This window comes from Vibrio sp. A37, from assembly GCF_059777565.1.
On record NZ_JBLNLI010000003.1, the window covers coordinates 260,870 to 275,975 of the forward strand.

The following is a 15,106-nucleotide window of genomic DNA, read 5'->3' on the forward strand; positions in this document are numbered from 1 at the left end:
GGAGTGAATATGTTTTGGGTTAATGGAAAAGCTTCAGATAGTATCTCGGTGACCGATAGGTCTTTCCAATATGGGGATGGCTGTTTTACTACTATGCTCACATGTAAAGGGAAGGTTCAGCATTGGCCACTACATATAGAACGAATGGAAGCCTGTTTAAAACAGATCGAAATTGACGTCCCTCATTGGGATGATATCTTGCTTGAATTAGAGCGCGTATCCTTGCCATCAGAACGAGCGGGCATAAAGCTACATGTCAGCAGGGGAAGTGGTGGGCGAGGCTATAGCCCTGCTTTGAACGGTGCAGCCAATATCACTATCAGTCAATTCTCTTTTCCTAAACACTATGAACAAATACAGCGCCAAGGTATTGAACTAGGAATATGTGAAAAACGCTTAGGCCACAGCCCCATGCTTGCAGGCCATAAGCACAACAACCGCCTAGAGCAGATTTTGTTGAAATCGGAAATGGATAAAAAGGGCTTCACTGACGGGCTGACGCTTGATATTGAAGATAACGTTATTGAAACCACAATGGCGAATATCTTTTGGCATAAACACAACAAGTTATATACACCTGCTTTAAATAAAGCGGGAGTGGCTGGTGTGATGAGAAAGTTAGTCTTAGACAAGCTCTCATACATGGGGGTAGAAGTCGTGGTTGGAGAGTTTAAATTAGAGCAAGCTCTTGATGCCGAGGAACTATTTATAACAAACTCTATCCTAACAGTTGCGCCAATTACGAAGATAGAAGAACAGTGTTATTCGATAGGCGAAATGACTAGACGTATTCAGGAGTATTTTACATCGTGATAAGAAAAATTGCTGTTGGGCTTGTTCTTTCCATTGCGTTAGCAGCGGGCGCGTTATGGTTTTTGAACAGCCAAGTTAGCCAATATCTCAATCAGCCTTTGCTTATTCAAAACTCACAGTTAGTGACTGTTGACAGCGGAACCAACCTAAAAGAAGTTCTACAAGATTTCACCGATCGAAACTGGATTAATTCGAGTGCCTACTCACGGTTGACCGGCCGATTTAGGCCTGAGTTAACAGATATAAAGGCAGGCACGTATGACTTTAAGCCAAATGAAAAATTAGTCGATATATTGAAGCTGATCGTCTCTGGAAAAGAACATCAATTCTCCATTACTTTTATCGAAGGAAGTCGTTTCTCCGAATGGAAACAGCAGCTAGAGCAGGCACCGTATATCAAACACACAATCGACTCAATGTCGGAAGCGGAGATTGCGAAAAAATTAGGTATAAAAAGAGATGATCTCGAAGGGCTATTCCTGCCGCAAACATACAACTATACCGCAGGAACAACAGATATTGAGATTCTAAAGCGGGCGCATAAAAAGTTATTTGCTCACCTTGATACACTGTGGGCAAATAGGCAGAGTGACTTGCCGATTAAGACTCCATATGATGCTTTGATTCTAGCTTCAATCATCGAGAAAGAGACGTCAATTGAGTCAGAGCGCATTACTATTGCTTCGGTTTTTGTCAATCGACTAGAAAAGCATATGAGATTACAGACTGACCCCACAGTTATCTATGGTATGGGTAACAAATACAAAGGGGATATTACTAAAAAAGATCTCAGAACACCGACGCCTTACAATACCTACGTTATTCGAGGTTTACCACCAACGCCAATTGCAATGGCAGGGCTTGCGTCTATAAAAGCGGCGTTGCACCCGGGCAAAAGCCCATATTTTTATTTTGTGGCAAGTGGTAGTGGTGGGCATGTTTTCTCGAAGACTTTACGTCAGCACAATATTGCCGTTAGAGCCTATTTAAAAAAGTTAAGAAGTAGCAAATGAACAATGCAAAATTTATCGTAGTCGAAGGGTTGGAAGGTGCTGGAAAAAGTACCGCAATGAAAGCCATTGTTGAGATTCTCAAACAACGAGGCGTAACTCAGATAAAAACAACTCGTGAGCCGGGAGGCACCGTGCTTGCTGAGAAAATGCGAGAGCTAACGAAACTTGAATTAGAAGATGAGCCGCTTCAGGACATGAGTGAGTTAATGCTCATGTATGCTGCACGAGTCCAGTTAGTGGAAACAGTGATCAAGCCGGCTTTGAAGTCAGCGGCTTGGGTAGTCGGTGATCGGCATGACATGTCGTCTCAGGCTTATCAAGGAGGAGGGAGGCAAATCTCTTCAACGTTGATTCAATCCTTAAAACATACCGCGCTCGGTGAGTTTAAACCTGATCTAACCTTATATCTTGATATCGAGCCAAGTTGTGGCTTAGCGAGAGCGAGAGGGCGTGGAGAACTAGATCGCATTGAGAAGATGGATATGAGCTTCTTTCAACGAACCCGAGACAAATACTTGGAGATCGCTAATGCCGATGATTCTGTCATCGTAATTGACGCAGGGCAAAATATAGAAAACGTCAGCAGTGATATTAAAACCGCACTTAATCAATGGTTTGATGAGCAAGATTTATGAATACCTTATACCCTTGGCTTGAAAGTGTTTGGCAACAATGGCAAAAAGCTCTTCAAACCGAGCAATTTTCTAATGTGTGCTTACTAAATGCTCCTCTCGGTTTGGGAGGAGACAAACTCGTTGAGCAACTTTCGAAAGCTTTGATGTGTTCAAAAAACAGTTCTGAGCCATGTGGGCTGTGCCACAGTTGTGATTTGATGCAATCAAATACCCATCCTGATTTTCATTTATTTAAACCAGAAAAAGAAGGAAAAGCGCTAACGGTTGATCAGATCCGTCTATGCAATAAGTTTGCTCAAGAGTCATCTCAACTCTCTCATCACCGCTTGATTGTCATAGAGTCAGCCCATTCTCTTAATGAAGCCGCCGCTAATGCGTTGTTGAAGACTTTGGAGAGTTCTTCAGTGCAATGCTTTTTTGTATTGTTAACTGATAGAGTAAATTTGATGTTGCCAACGATTGTAAGCCGTTGTCAGCAGTGGGCTCTGCCTACACCAACGGCTCTGGAAGTAACTGCGTGGATCGAGCAGGAAATACATCAAGATTGCCCATTGTTTGTCGCTCACATATGTAATTATGAGCCTCTAAAGGCAAAACAATTTATCGAGCAAGATTTACTTAAAGACTACCAACAGTTGGAAGAACAATTTTTGCGTTATGCGCAAGATGGGGAGAACTGGCTACAGCTAACATCATTGCTTGCCCAGCAACCTATGTTAAACCTGACGTGGGCTTGGTACTTAATTAGCGACGCGCAAAAAATCCACTTTGATGTGTGTGATCCGCAACTGACACCAGGCAGCGCAAAGTTGCGACAGCTACTAGGTTACAACCAGCTTTATCAAATGGGCATGGCTCTTGGAAAATTAAAGCGACAGTTAGAAATAAACTCTGGTCTGAATGTTGAGTTACTTATTGCAGACTGGCTGATACAAAACAAAGAGGATACATGTTTGTAGATTCCCATTGTCATCTAGACAAGCTTGATTACGCAGAATTGCACACAGGAATAGAAGACGTGCTTGAAAAAGCGCGCAAAGTAAATGTCACTGATATTCTCTCTGTGGGAGTAACGCTTGATTCGTTTCCAAATATGCTGGAGATGATAAAACCATATGACAACATTCATGCGTCTTGTGGTGTTCATCCACTGGATGTGAATAGTGACTTTGCTTTAGATACTCTTCATCAATATGCGAAGGATCCTAAGGTTGTTGCGATAGGTGAAACAGGTTTAGATTATCACTACCAGCCAGAAACTGCTGACTTACAAAAGCTTCGTTTTGAACAGCAAACTCAGTTGGCTGTAGAGCTTGATAAGCCACTGATCATTCATACTCGCAACGCTCGGCAAGATACGTTGAGAATTTTGCGTGACAACCATGCCGATAAGTGTGGTGGAGTCATTCACTGTTTTACGGAAGACTTGCCGTTTGCCGAAGCTGCAATGGAACTTGGTTTCTATATATCGATCTCAGGTATAGTGACATTTAGGCAAGCGACTGAGCTAAAAGAAGTGGTCAAAGCACTTCCACTAGATAGACTCCTCATTGAAACCGACTCTCCTTACTTGGCTCCTACGCCTCATCGAGGTAAACAAAATCAGCCTGCGTATGTTGTGGAAGTTGCGGCATATATTGCTCAACTTAAGGGAATTTCCCTGTCTGAAGTTGCATATAAAACCACCGAAAATTACAAAAATCTTTTTTTTCGATAAAAAATAATTATCGAGAGCTTATAAATAAATAGTGTGAATTTAATGTGACCAAAATCAATGTTTGGTCGTTATTTAATCATGTTTACCAAATCTGTTGAAGTGAGGACGAAAAAAACGTCAATATGTAATTTCGTTACATAAAATAACAACCTGATCTATTTTATTTACGGGGCGAAATTAATTGATTTGTCATTTAATTTATTAATAAACAGAGACTTAATGCTTGAATGGGGTATTATTGACCACATGAAAGACTGTGATCTGTCTTTAGTTTTGGAACTAATTTTCGTAACTGTCTAGAAAGTTAGATTGACGTCAATATATATTTAGAGCCGAAAAATATAATGCAACATCTGGTTACATTGTAATTGAGTACTAAGATTTAGGCTGCGGGGGTGTGCCCTTAGTACCCAAAATAAAATTCTAAAATACTTTATCAGGAGCATATTGTAATGGTGCAAAAAAATAATGTGTCTGCTGCTCAGGCCATCATAGATGGCTTAGGCGGTCCTAGTAATATAAAGTTCATGACGTGCTGCGCGACGCGCCTACGTTTTGAGCTGCATGATGGTTCGCTACCTGATAAGGACAAGTTAGACGCGATCCCACAAGTTATGGGTTGTGTACCACAATCAGGCGACCGCTACCAAGTTATCATTGGCGGTGCTGTAATGTCTGTTTTCAACGAAATCAAAGCACTACCTTCTATGAAAGGTGCAACTGGTGAAGAAGATAGTGAAGGCGGCGAAAGCTCTGCACAGTCGAACGATGACCTAAAAGCATCTATTCGTAACCAAGGTGTACGCGGCAAAGTTGCTTGGGTTGATAGCTTTTTCGAATACCTATCTGATTCTTTCCGTCCTATTCTAGGTGTTCTACTTGGCGCATCGCTAATCATTGCTTTAAGGGCTGCACTAAGCTCTCTTGGTATTGTTGACTTTAACGATCCATCAGCAGGCTGGGTTTTAGTTAACTCTATGTGGCATACAGTATTCTACTTCTTGCCAATTATGATTGCCTACAATGCTTCGAAGAAACTCAGCGTTGACCCTTGGGTGGGTGCCGCTATCATGGGTGCTTTAATGACACCTGAGTTCGCGAGCTTGAAAACGCTTGCATCAACTGTTGTAACGAAAAACCCAGTGCTGGGTACAGAGAGCTACGTAGCGAATATCTTTGGTCATGAAATGATTTGGTACGACTACTCAGGTTCGGTTTTCGTTCCATTAATCATGGTTGCAGTTCTTGGGCTAGTATATCGTGGTCTTAAGAAAATCTTCCCTGAGAACGTACATATGGTTTTCGTACCGTTCTTGTCTCTAGCTATCATGATTCCATTAACTGCGTTCTTCCTAGGTCCACTAGGTGTAATGGCTGGTACTAAACTAGGTATTGGTCTAGCTTGGATGAATACTCACGCACCTTTCTTGTTCGCGATTATTATTCCAATGCTATACCCATTCTTGGTACCACTTGGATTACACTGGCCACTAAACGCGTTGATGCTACTGAACATCCAAACACTTGGCTACGATTTCATCCAAGGTCCAATGGGGGTATGGAACTTCGCATGTTTCGGTGCAACTGCAGGTGTTCTATTCCTATCATGGCGTGAAAAAGACTCTCTAATGCGTCAAACTTCTGTTGGTGCATTGGCTGCGGGCCTATTCGGTGGTATCTCTGAGCCATCTCTATATGGTATCCACCTTCGCTTCAAGAAAGTTTACTCACGTATGCTTCCAGGTTGTTTCATCGGTGGTGTAGTGATTGCAGTTCTAGGCTCACTAACTACTCACACTGTAATGCACAATGGCGCAGCTGTTGCAGCTAGTGGTGTTACTACTAAAGCGTTTGCCTTTACTTCACTGCTAACAATCCCTGTATTTAGCCCTATGTGGATATATGCAATTTCAATTTTAGTTGCGTTCTTGGTTCCTTTCTTCCTGATTGTTCTCTTGGACTATCGTACTGAAAGCGAAAAAGAAGAAGCTAAAGCACGTATTGCAGCTCAAGCTAAATAATATCTAACTCATTGAGTTATAATTGAAAGCCAGCAAGAAATTGCTGGCTTTTTTGATCGTAGGCGGGACAACGTTCTTATAACGCTTTACAACGAGAGAAGAGCAATTCCGAAAGAAGGTAATGTCATACTTTCAGATAATTTTAGTTAGTGGAAGAGCTCAAAAAATTGGTGTTAAAAATGGAGCCAATACTGCTCCACTATTTTTCTGCAAAAGGTCAACAAGCTCTAGTATTCAGAATTGATGAGTACTTGTTCACCAAGTGAGCCGTTGTGTGGCATAGGACGGTTTGTTGAGTTACTAGGACGTAAAACTCGGATACCTTCGGCTCCTGCAGCGCGAGCATCTAGAATATCTCCATCAGAGTCGCCATAGTACAGCTTGATGTCATGATCCTTAATATAGGATGTTTTTGCGCCGTGGCTTGGGCCAGTGAATATTACAGGGCTCATTTGGTCGCTTGGGATATTAAAGTCTTTTTGGATAATTTCAGTCACTTCTTCCTTGCCTGAAGAAGGACGTGGACGACCGGTAATGAAGTAAATGTGGTCCCCGCGTTTCAGGTGAAGTTCGATAAGCTTACGCGCCGATTCTTTAGGAATCGAAAACTTGTCCCAGCCGTTACTCACTTCATCCCAAAACTTCGGATTCTTAAGATAGTCATTGCTATTGGGAGAAAAGACTTGCTTGCCGTGGAAAAACGCAGGACTAGAAAACAGCACGGTATCATCTACATCAAAACCAACGTTCATTGATGGTTTACCCTTTAAACTTGCAGCTATTTGTTCTACGGACACCCAATGAATTGGTTGACGCTCAGAGAGCTGATTGATTGTCACACCCGGGTTTAATGTGTCTGCTGTTGCTTGTGTGGGCACAGCTAAAGCAGAACTCGCAAGAGCTAAAGTAAGTGTGCTTAGTAATAGTTTAGTTTTAGTCATCAATGACTTTCCTTTAATTATTATTTATTTGAAAAAATACGCGGCTAGGTCTTTTTTAGCTTGACCGTTGGCGTTAGTTTGGGCGATGCCGATTCCAATGACTTGAACAGTTTTTGGTTGGAAAGCATTGCCATACCGCTGCATGAAAAGATCGAGGCTTTTTGCTTCGCTTTCGGGTAATAAGGTCACGTGGGGTTGGAAATTCGTAAACACATTCGGGCTACCGTATCGTTTAAAGCTATCTAGCTTTTGCGGGTATTTTAGAACCCAGTTTGGCAGGGTCGGATTTGGTGATCTGAGCGGTTCTAAGGCGACGGTTACATTGTCGGCTAAACTCTGAAGCTTTCTATTGTTCTTCACATTAAGTAATAGCCAGTTACCTTTAGTACGTTCAATTTTGTCCAGCGTTATTTTAAAAGGTCGAAATTGAGCCGTTAGGCGTTTTATTCTTGCTTCAATCAATCTGATGTTTTGTTGAGGATACTCAGTTAAATAAAGCGTGATATGTGGTAAATAGTTTTGACTATAAAGAGAGTGTAAATTTTCTTGTTTTAACTGCTTGCTAATACTTTTTACTGTTCCAGTTACGGCATTAGAAGGTATAAGAAATACGTTATAACTCACATTTTCAGCCACGGCTTGAGTGCAACCGATGGAGATGAGTGCAAATACTAGAAATATTTTTTTAATCATAAACATCTTTTTTTACAAAGTTGGAGAAACTGCGCGCAATGGTATCTATTCATAGAATAAATGCCATTAACTTATGCACAAATTAAGACGAATAGCCTGATAGAAGAGCTTGTTTGGATGCTTTCTATCCAAGCCTACGGGGTAAAAAGTGTATAGGCGTAGAGAAACACGGTGATGAATTTAATATGTCAAACGAACAAAGCAAAATATTACGAGGCAAACTGAGAACAGAATTTAAGACCGTTCAGTCAATGGTTCAAATTTATTGTTCCGCCAAGCATGGCAGTAAAAATCATATTTGCACACGGTGTAGCGAGTTATTAAATTATGCGGAGAAGCGACTCGATCGCTGTCCTTACGGTCAAGAGAAGCCTACCTGCAACCAGTGCCCCATACATTGTTATAAGCCTGAACCGAAAGAGCAAATGAGGTTGGTTATGCGCTATTCTGGACCAAGGATGTTATTGTCGCATCCCATTTTGGCCATACGCCATTTGCTACATGAAAAACGTCGTGTACCGGAAAAAATACAACCCAATGCATCAAACCGACACGTAAGGAAAAAGTTTGATTAGCTCGCGTTTTACGCGTCTAAAAATGTATTTGATCGATAGTGATTTGGAGTGGTAGCCAAAGACTTTTTAAAGTGATTGGTTAAATGGTTTCGGTCATAAAATCCGCATTTGAAAGCAACATTTATCGGTAGTGCACCATTGCCGTATTTATTTTGAGGCATTGTTAGGCCAGTTTCGAACGCCTTTACCCAAATATTTTTCAGCGATTTTATGAATAGTACCGTCATCAAGCATCGATTGAATGGTGGTAGTAACCTTCGGAGCTAACTTACTACCAAAACCATATTTTGAAAAGCCTAGAAAGCTCGGTTCTTGAACTAGGTGCTTAAGTATTTTGATGTCTTTTGTCGAGCCATTCACTTTTGGGAGCAAGTAATAAACCACAGCATCGTTATCCACCAAAATATTGCACCGGTGACGTAAAAACTTTTTCAAATTCAAAGTAGAAGAACTGGCTAAATCAATGTTGGTGATGATTTTGTTTTCGATAGCCGAGTCAAACGCTTCACCCGAACTATAACCACGTACAAGGCAAAATGAATACGAGGCTAATGAATCAATGTTGTCACCTTCATTGATACTAGACTCTGGGTGCGTAAAAAGTGCCATACTTTCATAGACGATAGGCAAGTCCGGGTAATGAGTAAATTGTGCCCTTTCAATTGTCTTGAACATGGGGAATAGGGCGTCAACATCGCCAATTTGCATTCCTCGTATTGCTCTAGCCCAGGGCATTACAACAACTTCATGTTCAATCTCCAATCGAGTCATCAATTCAGTAACGATATCTACGGCAATGCCTTTTGGTTGTTGGTTTTCTAAATATGTAAAGGGGGGGTAAGGCAGGCTAGCAATTTTTAGTGGCTGAGCTAATGTCTGAAAACAAAATAGGGCGAAAATGAATAGCAATATTCGCATATGTAACTCCAAGGTGTCACTTTTACAATAGAAAGGATTGGCTAGGTTATCCAGTTTCTATCTCGGTCTAGAGCAAGTTCTGACCTGACGCTCTATATGAATATCACCTACTATTAAAAGACAAACAAAAATGTTTCACAGCGTTATGGGTAAGGTATGCAATTTAACGTAACGATTATTGTTCATATTTTTGATAGAAAGAATCAGAATTATTTAGTGGGTTATCGAGAGATAGAGCTGCCTTTTGCGCCTTATATAGGAATGTCTGTGCAAAGTGGTGGCGTTGACTTTGGTGCTTTAAACACGGTGACTTGGATAGAGCTGGAGAATCGATTTAGCTGTACGATTAGTTACGATAGGCAGCACAGTAACGAAGACTTAGAGTTTATTATCAACGAGGCGAAGTCGGTGGGCTACCAATGGGCAGAAGAAAATCATCCCACATAGGCATGTAAGCAAGCCTATGTGGGAAAAGTTTATGATTTGCTCATAGCCCGTTTAAGGCAGTATGCAGCACCACCCCAAGTAATTCCTAAGCCTAAAATCATCATAATGATTGCGCCTGTAGTCATAACGTTAAAACTCCTTCTTGCTAGTTGCGTTAATAAGAAGGCTGACAACTAGCAGTGCAGCGATAAGCACCCAACCCAATGTTAGGTTGTAGCCTTCATAGCCTTTGGTCAATAAAGTAAAGAATTTGGTTGCGACAATAATCGCCAAGATGATTGGTGTAATAAAACGTAGACAGATATCGAACCAAGTACTTATTCTAAAATCAGAGATGCTATTTACGTAATCTCGAACATCTGCAATTTTAAACAGCCATGTCATTAGAATAATTTCAACTAAGCAGCTACTAATAATTCCAACGTTATTGGCGAAGTGGTCGACGAGATCGAGCAGCAAAATACCACCGTTCGTGGCGAAGGCCATGGAAATCACAAAGCCTAGGCCGATAGCAATATTGGCCGCTTTTTTACGACTCCAACCTAATTTGTCCATGATGGAGCTGGTGACTGCTTCCATAATGGAAATGTGCGAGCTCAGACCAGCAACCACTAGGGCCAAGAAAAATAGTGGGCCTAAAATATATGGTGCAGGAAGCAGGTTTATAGCAGCTGGTAGGGTGACAAATGCTAAGCCGACACCAGAGGTTACAACATCAGTAATAGGTTTATCTTGGGCATGAGCCATGTAACCTAACACTGAAAAAATCATAATACCCGCAAGAATTGAGAAGCCACAGTTGATTAACACTGTCATAAAGGCGTTATTGCTAATGTCTGACTTGGACGGCAGATAACTGGAGTAAGCAATCATGATGGCGAAGCCAATACTCAGAGTAAAAAATATCTGGCCATACGCTGCAGCCCAAACTTTTACATCCCAAATCTTGCTAAAGTCCGGCTTAAACATGTAGTTCACGCCTTCAAGAGCCCCGGGTAAGGTAATCATCCTGCCAATAAGCACAATTACCATGATAAATAGAATAGGCATCATTACTTTCGACGCTTTTTCTATCCCAGCTTTTACGCCACCAACAATGGCAGCATAAGTAATTGCCCAAGCAATGAGCATGGCAAAGGCAATATTCCATTGGATGGAGCCAAGGTTAGTTGGGGAGTTGTCACCTAGTGCAAGGTATTGTTTGAAGAAAAAAGTATTGGTGTCATGTCCCCAGCTTTGGGTAAATGACATGCCAAAATAGGAAATAGCCCAGCCAATAACAGCCACATAGTACACGGCGATGGTAGCGGCAATACCAACTTGAAACCAGCCTAGCCACTGAAACTTAGAATGAATATGAGCTAAAGTTTTTGGGGCAGAGCCCCTATATTTATGCCCCATACTAAACTCAAGGATCATAAATGGGATCCCTGCGGTAATCATGGCAAATAAATAAGGAATGAAGAACGCGCCTCCACCGTTGTCATATGCCATATACGGAAAACGCCAAATATTACCCAAACCAATAGCAGAACCTACAGCAGCCAGTATAAATCCAGCTCGAGATCCCCATTGTTCGCGACTCATAAATTAACTCCTGTGAAATACAAAAAGCACAAAGTTTTGTTGGTAGTGAGTGGAGCTAAACCTATGGGGTTCGATAATGTAATTTGACTACTGAAATATAATAATGATTATGTTTTATTCAGTTTCTAATGCATTAATTGGAACTATATCCCATAAAAACCAACGAAACGTAGTGTATTATTCTTATGATGTAGATGTTGTTTTGCTTATGCCAAAATATTCGGCTATCTGCATTGACAAGATATCTATTTGTTCTAGTTAGCGCAATGAGGGTAAATTGTTTGTTTATGGTTAATGGGATGGTGTTTTGTCGTAAAAAAACTGAGAAATAGCAGCTAAGAACGGACTTATAAATAAATTTAGATTGATATACTGCTAGTAGTCTTTCTAACAATACAAAGGTCTAAATTCTGTTTAATAAATTAAATTTAGATGAATGTTCTATTTGATTGTTTTTAGTACACTCTGATATTTCAGAATACGAAGCTGATCCCAAAACTTGCTGAGTATTGATTCACCCAATCAGTTTTGAACTGGACTACACAGCTCCCAGATGAAGAAGTACAAACTCCGGTGGTTTCTCCGTCAACACTGGTTCCTAGCCAACGTAGTTGAGCATTTAAATAAAGGTGGCTGAACATTTGGTACTCAAAGCCAGTAAAAATGCTAGCGGCGAAACCGTAGTCCGTCATCCAGTCAGTATCGACATATGAGCCTCCAACACCAACGCCTAAGTAGCTGTACACGTCTTTTCCTAGTTCATAATGAAGGCTGCTTTGGAACAGTAAATAATTCATCGTGGTGTCGACATTCAACTGCTTTACTTTGCTTTTCTGGTAAGCATAGAAAAAACCGATCCGGCCATCTTGGAAGTCACTTTCTAAACTGACGGCTCCGCTTTCTGAGCCTCTAATACGATAGTCCGTACCATCTTGATCCTTTACTTCACCTCCTGCGGTATATCCTATCCAAGGTGTCACATAAAAATCGGCGGCAGCAGTAAAACTGGTGAAAAAGCTGCAGAGAAAAATGAGCCTAACTCTTTGCTTCATATTCAGATTCCTAAATCCACTAAGTTAATAACTATTTGTGTAAGTGTGATAGCAACGCCAGAATCTAGCCCAAAAAAAGCGCAATAATTGAAGATGACTCACACAGGTGTTATTAATTTGTTAGGGATTGTTAACAATGTAAGGGAAGTCAGTTCTATTAAATGGCGGAGGAGCTTATGGAGAAAGATTTAAAATACGCAATTATTATCTCGGCTTTAACATTGGTGTATTTGTTTGGGTTTGGCATTATTGCCATTACAACTAACTAGTACAGATCATTTATGGACAACAGCGGAATCATTACTAATAAAGCTTCCGCCATCGATCTTGATCGATTAGGGAAATACACTGGAGGAAAGATTGCTCTTGTCGCACAAGGTGGCGGACAAAGAGGGATTTTTACCTCTGGTGTCCTTGATGCGTTTATCCTATCTAACTTTGACCCATTTCATGAGTTTTACGGCACTTCGGCTGGAGCCTTAAACTTGTGCGCGTTTCTCTCTCGTCAACATGGTTTAGGCCGTTCTTTTATTTTAGATCTCACTACCTCTTCAAACTTTTTTAATCTATTTCGGTATATTAGAAAAAAGCAGTATTTGGGCTTAGATTGGGCACTCGATACAATTTGTGAGTTTCCTTATCAATTGGATATTGAGCTTGGTCGAAAAGTATTAGGTGATCGCAAGGCATTTGCCGCTGTCACTCACGCTCACTCTTATCACGATCACTATTTCCCTATTTATAGCCAAAATTGGTATGACATTTTAATCGCAACTTGTGCCATCCCCCGTCTTTATCACAAATCAATACAGTTAAGTGGTCAGGAATTTGTCGATGGCGGAGTATCTGCCGCTATTCCAGTGCAGCAAGCATGGAGGCAAGAAGCCCGGTGTATTGTCGTCATTCGCACGGAAGGAAAAGATCTAGAAGATGATTGTGCAATTGAAGAAATCCCGGTGCCAAATTCAGAAGTTGAGTGGTTTAGAGATTCATTCAACAGCATCCAAGAGCAATGGAGCCAAAAAGTGGAGCAGTGGAAGTCTGATTGGAACAACTTTTTCTATCAGCAAGTTGAGCGCTCTAAACAACAGAAAAAAGATCACGTTCACTTAGAATCTCTAAATGGTGGTCGCTGGCTTTTTGGCGCGGATGACGTGTATCGTGTTAGTCATTTAGTGGGTGAAAAGTTCGATTCTGGTCTAGCGGATATGCTGATGGTTCATTATCAAACTTACTCTTTAACGCAAAACTTTCTTAACTGTCCACCTGATGACTGTTTCATCGTGCAGATCAAACCAGAAGGCCCACTACGCTCAAGCTCTTTAATGAGTAAGGAAGAAAACCTGTTACATGATTACGAAATGGGGTTTGTTGCGGGTAAGCGTTTCGTAGAGTCGTTCAACAAGGCTTACAAAGGTGATCATTTCGAAACTTGAGTGGAGAGTCTAATAACTATAACAAGTTTTTCATATCGAGCTTTTTGCGCTAGGTAGATTAGATTTCGGTGTGACGGTATGGCGAAGTGACGCGATGCCCATTACAAATAATGTTTCCCTTTTTACATATGCATTTTGATTTTGAGTAGACGATTATTATCAAGTTTGAATGTTTGTACTGATGAACTATCGGGCTGTATGTCAAAGGAATAATGAATAAATCCTTGCTTAACTTCGTCTTTTTTAAAGCATGATGCTTGTCCATGTATTTGATAAGCAACGTCACCTATTGAGTACTCATATATTTCTACATGCGTATGATCTGGTGTAAGGACGAAATCGTAGCCTTCATCAAATCTTGGATATCGGCCTGCAGAAGAACACATAGGTACGAAGTAGGAATCCACTCTCAAGTCACTTCCAAAAGTTTGTGAGGAGCTTTCAACCTTGACGAATACATCACTGACAATTCGTCCATCCAATTGCATTACTTTATATTCAATGACAGCACTGCCTTGGCTAAAAGCATGAAAACTCACACTCATCGTCGCGACAGCCATAATAAAAAAACTGATGAAGCTCTTCATGTGCTCACCTGACACGAATGTGTCAATACCAATCGTGCCTGAATATACAATATGAAACAAAGTGTATATTGATTGGTATTTATTCAGCAAGAAAAAAATGCATGTTTAATTACACGTGTGAATAATTACAGCGATTGAAGTGAGGGTATGGTGTCAAATGTGTGAATTAGCTTATAAAATCAGTTCACGTTGGTAGAAGTCTGTTTCAATATGCTTCGGGTTGGAATACAGGAAGTCCCAGCCATTTCGCGTGTAAAACTTTAAAGCTCTGTTATTTTTTTTACTCACTGAGAGAAGAGCATACTGACAACCAGCGAGTGATAGAGTGTTCAGAATATACTGGTGCACGGATAAGGCTAGTCCAGAGCCTCGGTAATCTGGTTTTAAGTAAATTAAGTGTATGTATCCAGTATTGGGTTTGCCTGAAACACTTCGAAACTCAAGTTGCCCAGAAATCTCTCCATTGACCCACACATGAATGTAAAACCATTCTTTTTGATTCATTCTCTGAGCCATTCTATCTCTATAGCCTTCAAGAAAATCAGTGAATCCGTCGTAAGACAAAAAGCTGCAAAAATACGCATCTTTTCTGGCTTCAATACAAGCATCAAAATGTTGTGCAAGATTTATCGGTTTAAATTCTACATGCATGGCCTAACCAAAAAGGGAAG

General features: G+C 40.8%; 18 protein-coding genes. 10 read left to right on the forward strand and 8 right to left on the reverse strand.

Annotated elements, in window-relative coordinates:
* Positions 1-9 precede the first annotated feature (9 nt).
* The 6 genes from pabC to ACM2FC_RS07300 all read left to right on the forward strand — a co-directional run bounded on the left by pabC (position 10) and on the right by ACM2FC_RS07300 (position 6,199).
* Complete coding sequence (gene pabC / locus ACM2FC_RS07275; protein ID WP_498480227.1) at positions 10-813, forward strand: aminodeoxychorismate lyase; 804 nt, start codon at positions 10-12, stop codon at positions 811-813.
* The gene (mltG, locus tag ACM2FC_RS07280) at positions 810-1,826 is read left to right on the forward strand and encodes an endolytic transglycosylase MltG (RefSeq protein ID WP_498480228.1); all 1,017 of its coding nucleotides are present in this window, start codon (positions 810-812) and stop codon (positions 1,824-1,826) included. The genes pabC and mltG overlap by 4 nt, the downstream gene beginning before the upstream one ends.
* Positions 1,823-2,461: a dTMP kinase gene (gene tmk / locus ACM2FC_RS07285; RefSeq protein WP_498480229.1), complete on the forward strand. Its 639-nt coding sequence runs from the start codon at positions 1,823-1,825 to the stop codon at positions 2,459-2,461. The genes mltG and tmk overlap by 4 nt, the downstream gene beginning before the upstream one ends.
* The gene (locus ACM2FC_RS07290; protein ID WP_498480230.1) at positions 2,458-3,420 is read left to right on the forward strand and encodes a DNA polymerase III delta subunit-related protein; all 963 of its coding nucleotides are present in this window, start codon (positions 2,458-2,460) and stop codon (positions 3,418-3,420) included. Before tmk ends, ACM2FC_RS07290 begins: the two co-directional genes overlap by 4 nt.
* A complete protein-coding gene (locus ACM2FC_RS07295) occupies positions 3,411-4,178 on the forward strand; it encodes a TatD family hydrolase (protein WP_498480231.1) in 768 nt (255 codons plus the stop codon). Before ACM2FC_RS07290 ends, ACM2FC_RS07295 begins: the two co-directional genes overlap by 10 nt.
* Before the next feature lie 452 nt (positions 4,179-4,630).
* Positions 4,631-6,199, forward strand: a complete 1,569-nt coding sequence (locus ACM2FC_RS07300) for a PTS transporter subunit EIIC (protein WP_498480232.1) — start codon at positions 4,631-4,633, stop codon at positions 6,197-6,199.
* Positions 6,200-6,426: 227 nt separating this feature from the next.
* Here ACM2FC_RS07300 and aphA read toward each other — a convergent pair whose 3' ends face one another.
* Together aphA and ACM2FC_RS07310 are read right to left on the reverse strand one after the other, a co-directional pair.
* Entirely contained in the window at positions 6,427-7,140 is a 714-nt protein-coding gene (aphA, locus tag ACM2FC_RS07305; protein WP_498480233.1) for an acid phosphatase AphA, read from the reverse strand.
* 24 nt (positions 7,141-7,164) lie between these two features.
* Positions 7,165-7,833 (reverse strand): 2'-5' RNA ligase family protein, encoded by a 669-nt coding sequence (locus ACM2FC_RS07310; protein ID WP_498480234.1) that lies wholly within the window; start codon positions 7,831-7,833, stop codon positions 7,165-7,167.
* A 185-nt stretch (positions 7,834-8,018) separates the two neighbouring features.
* On the opposite strand from ACM2FC_RS07310, the gene ACM2FC_RS07315 reads away from it, so the two are divergent.
* Positions 8,019-8,408: a nitrous oxide-stimulated promoter family protein gene (locus ACM2FC_RS07315; RefSeq protein ID WP_498480235.1), complete on the forward strand. Its 390-nt coding sequence runs from the start codon at positions 8,019-8,021 to the stop codon at positions 8,406-8,408.
* A 147-nt stretch (positions 8,409-8,555) separates the two neighbouring features.
* On the opposite strand, the gene ACM2FC_RS07320 is transcribed toward ACM2FC_RS07315, so the two are convergent.
* Complete coding sequence (locus tag ACM2FC_RS07320; RefSeq protein WP_498480236.1) at positions 8,556-9,326, reverse strand: substrate-binding periplasmic protein; 771 nt, start codon at positions 9,324-9,326, stop codon at positions 8,556-8,558.
* A gap of 156 nt (positions 9,327-9,482) precedes the next feature.
* On the opposite strand from ACM2FC_RS07320, the gene ACM2FC_RS07325 reads away from it, so the two are divergent.
* Entirely contained in the window at positions 9,483-9,773 is a 291-nt protein-coding gene (locus tag ACM2FC_RS07325) for a hypothetical protein (RefSeq protein ID WP_498480237.1), read from the forward strand.
* A 29-nt stretch (positions 9,774-9,802) separates the two neighbouring features.
* On the opposite strand, the gene ACM2FC_RS07330 is transcribed toward ACM2FC_RS07325, so the two are convergent.
* The 3 genes from ACM2FC_RS07330 to ACM2FC_RS07340 form a co-directional block, all read right to left on the reverse strand.
* Positions 9,803-9,898 carry a MetS family NSS transporter small subunit gene (locus ACM2FC_RS07330; protein ID WP_498480238.1) on the reverse strand — a complete coding sequence of 32 codons (96 nt, stop codon included), beginning with the start codon at positions 9,896-9,898 and terminating at the stop codon, positions 9,803-9,805.
* Positions 9,899-9,902: 4 nt separating this feature from the next.
* Entirely contained in the window at positions 9,903-11,360 is a 1,458-nt protein-coding gene (locus tag ACM2FC_RS07335; RefSeq protein WP_498480239.1) for a sodium-dependent transporter, read from the reverse strand.
* A gap of 473 nt (positions 11,361-11,833) precedes the next feature.
* Positions 11,834-12,412, reverse strand: a complete 579-nt coding sequence (locus ACM2FC_RS07340) for a porin family protein (protein WP_498480240.1) — start codon at positions 12,410-12,412, stop codon at positions 11,834-11,836.
* A 176-nt stretch (positions 12,413-12,588) separates the two neighbouring features.
* Between ACM2FC_RS07340 and cydH the strand changes: the two genes are divergently transcribed.
* Positions 12,589-12,681, forward strand: a complete 93-nt coding sequence (gene cydH, locus ACM2FC_RS07345; RefSeq protein ID WP_498480241.1) for a cytochrome bd-I oxidase subunit CydH — start codon at positions 12,589-12,591, stop codon at positions 12,679-12,681.
* A 12-nt stretch (positions 12,682-12,693) separates the two neighbouring features.
* Positions 12,694-13,848 carry a patatin-like phospholipase family protein gene (locus ACM2FC_RS07350; RefSeq protein WP_498480242.1) on the forward strand — a complete coding sequence of 385 codons (1,155 nt, stop codon included), beginning with the start codon at positions 12,694-12,696 and terminating at the stop codon, positions 13,846-13,848.
* 122 nt (positions 13,849-13,970) lie between these two features.
* Here the strand turns inward: ACM2FC_RS07350 and ACM2FC_RS07355 are convergent, their stop codons facing one another.
* On the reverse strand, positions 13,971-14,435 hold the full coding sequence (locus tag ACM2FC_RS07355; RefSeq protein WP_498480243.1) for a hypothetical protein: 465 nt from the start codon (positions 14,433-14,435) through the stop codon (positions 13,971-13,973).
* 171 nt (positions 14,436-14,606) lie between these two features.
* The gene (locus tag ACM2FC_RS07360; RefSeq protein ID WP_498480244.1) at positions 14,607-15,086 is read right to left on the reverse strand and encodes a GNAT family N-acetyltransferase; all 480 of its coding nucleotides are present in this window, start codon (positions 15,084-15,086) and stop codon (positions 14,607-14,609) included.
* Positions 15,087-15,106 lie beyond the last annotated feature (20 nt).

Bases quoted from the DNA above. Each gene is read 5' to 3' on its own strand.
- pabC (WP_498480227.1), top strand. From the start codon at position 10: ATGTTTTGGGTTAATGGAAAAGCTTCAGATAGTATCTCGGTGACCGAT.
- tmk (WP_498480229.1), top strand. From the start codon at position 1,823: ATGAACAATGCAAAATTTATCGTAGTCGAAGGGTTGGAAGGTGCTGGA.
- ACM2FC_RS07290 (WP_498480230.1), top strand. From the start codon at position 2,458: ATGAATACCTTATACCCTTGGCTTGAAAGTGTTTGGCAACAATGGCAA.
- ACM2FC_RS07295 (WP_498480231.1), top strand. From the start codon at position 3,411: ATGTTTGTAGATTCCCATTGTCATCTAGACAAGCTTGATTACGCAGAA.
- ACM2FC_RS07300 (WP_498480232.1), top strand. From the start codon at position 4,631: ATGGTGCAAAAAAATAATGTGTCTGCTGCTCAGGCCATCATAGATGGC.
- aphA (WP_498480233.1), bottom strand. From the start codon at position 7,140: ATGACTAAAACTAAACTATTACTAAGCACACTTACTTTAGCTCTTGCG.
- ACM2FC_RS07310 (WP_498480234.1), bottom strand. From the start codon at position 7,833: ATGATTAAAAAAATATTTCTAGTATTTGCACTCATCTCCATCGGTTGC.
- ACM2FC_RS07315 (WP_498480235.1), top strand. From the start codon at position 8,019: ATGTCAAACGAACAAAGCAAAATATTACGAGGCAAACTGAGAACAGAA.
- ACM2FC_RS07320 (WP_498480236.1), bottom strand. From the start codon at position 9,326: ATGCGAATATTGCTATTCATTTTCGCCCTATTTTGTTTTCAGACATTA.
- ACM2FC_RS07325 (WP_498480237.1), top strand. From the start codon at position 9,483: ATGCAATTTAACGTAACGATTATTGTTCATATTTTTGATAGAAAGAAT.
- ACM2FC_RS07330 (WP_498480238.1), bottom strand. From the start codon at position 9,898: ATGACTACAGGCGCAATCATTATGATGATTTTAGGCTTAGGAATTACT.
- ACM2FC_RS07335 (WP_498480239.1), bottom strand. From the start codon at position 11,360: ATGAGTCGCGAACAATGGGGATCTCGAGCTGGATTTATACTGGCTGCT.
- ACM2FC_RS07340 (WP_498480240.1), bottom strand. From the start codon at position 12,412: ATGAAGCAAAGAGTTAGGCTCATTTTTCTCTGCAGCTTTTTCACCAGT.
- cydH (WP_498480241.1), top strand. From the start codon at position 12,589: ATGGAGAAAGATTTAAAATACGCAATTATTATCTCGGCTTTAACATTG.
- ACM2FC_RS07350 (WP_498480242.1), top strand. From the start codon at position 12,694: ATGGACAACAGCGGAATCATTACTAATAAAGCTTCCGCCATCGATCTT.
- ACM2FC_RS07355 (WP_498480243.1), bottom strand. From the start codon at position 14,435: ATGAAGAGCTTCATCAGTTTTTTTATTATGGCTGTCGCGACGATGAGT.
- ACM2FC_RS07360 (WP_498480244.1), bottom strand. From the start codon at position 15,086: ATGCATGTAGAATTTAAACCGATAAATCTTGCACAACATTTTGATGCT.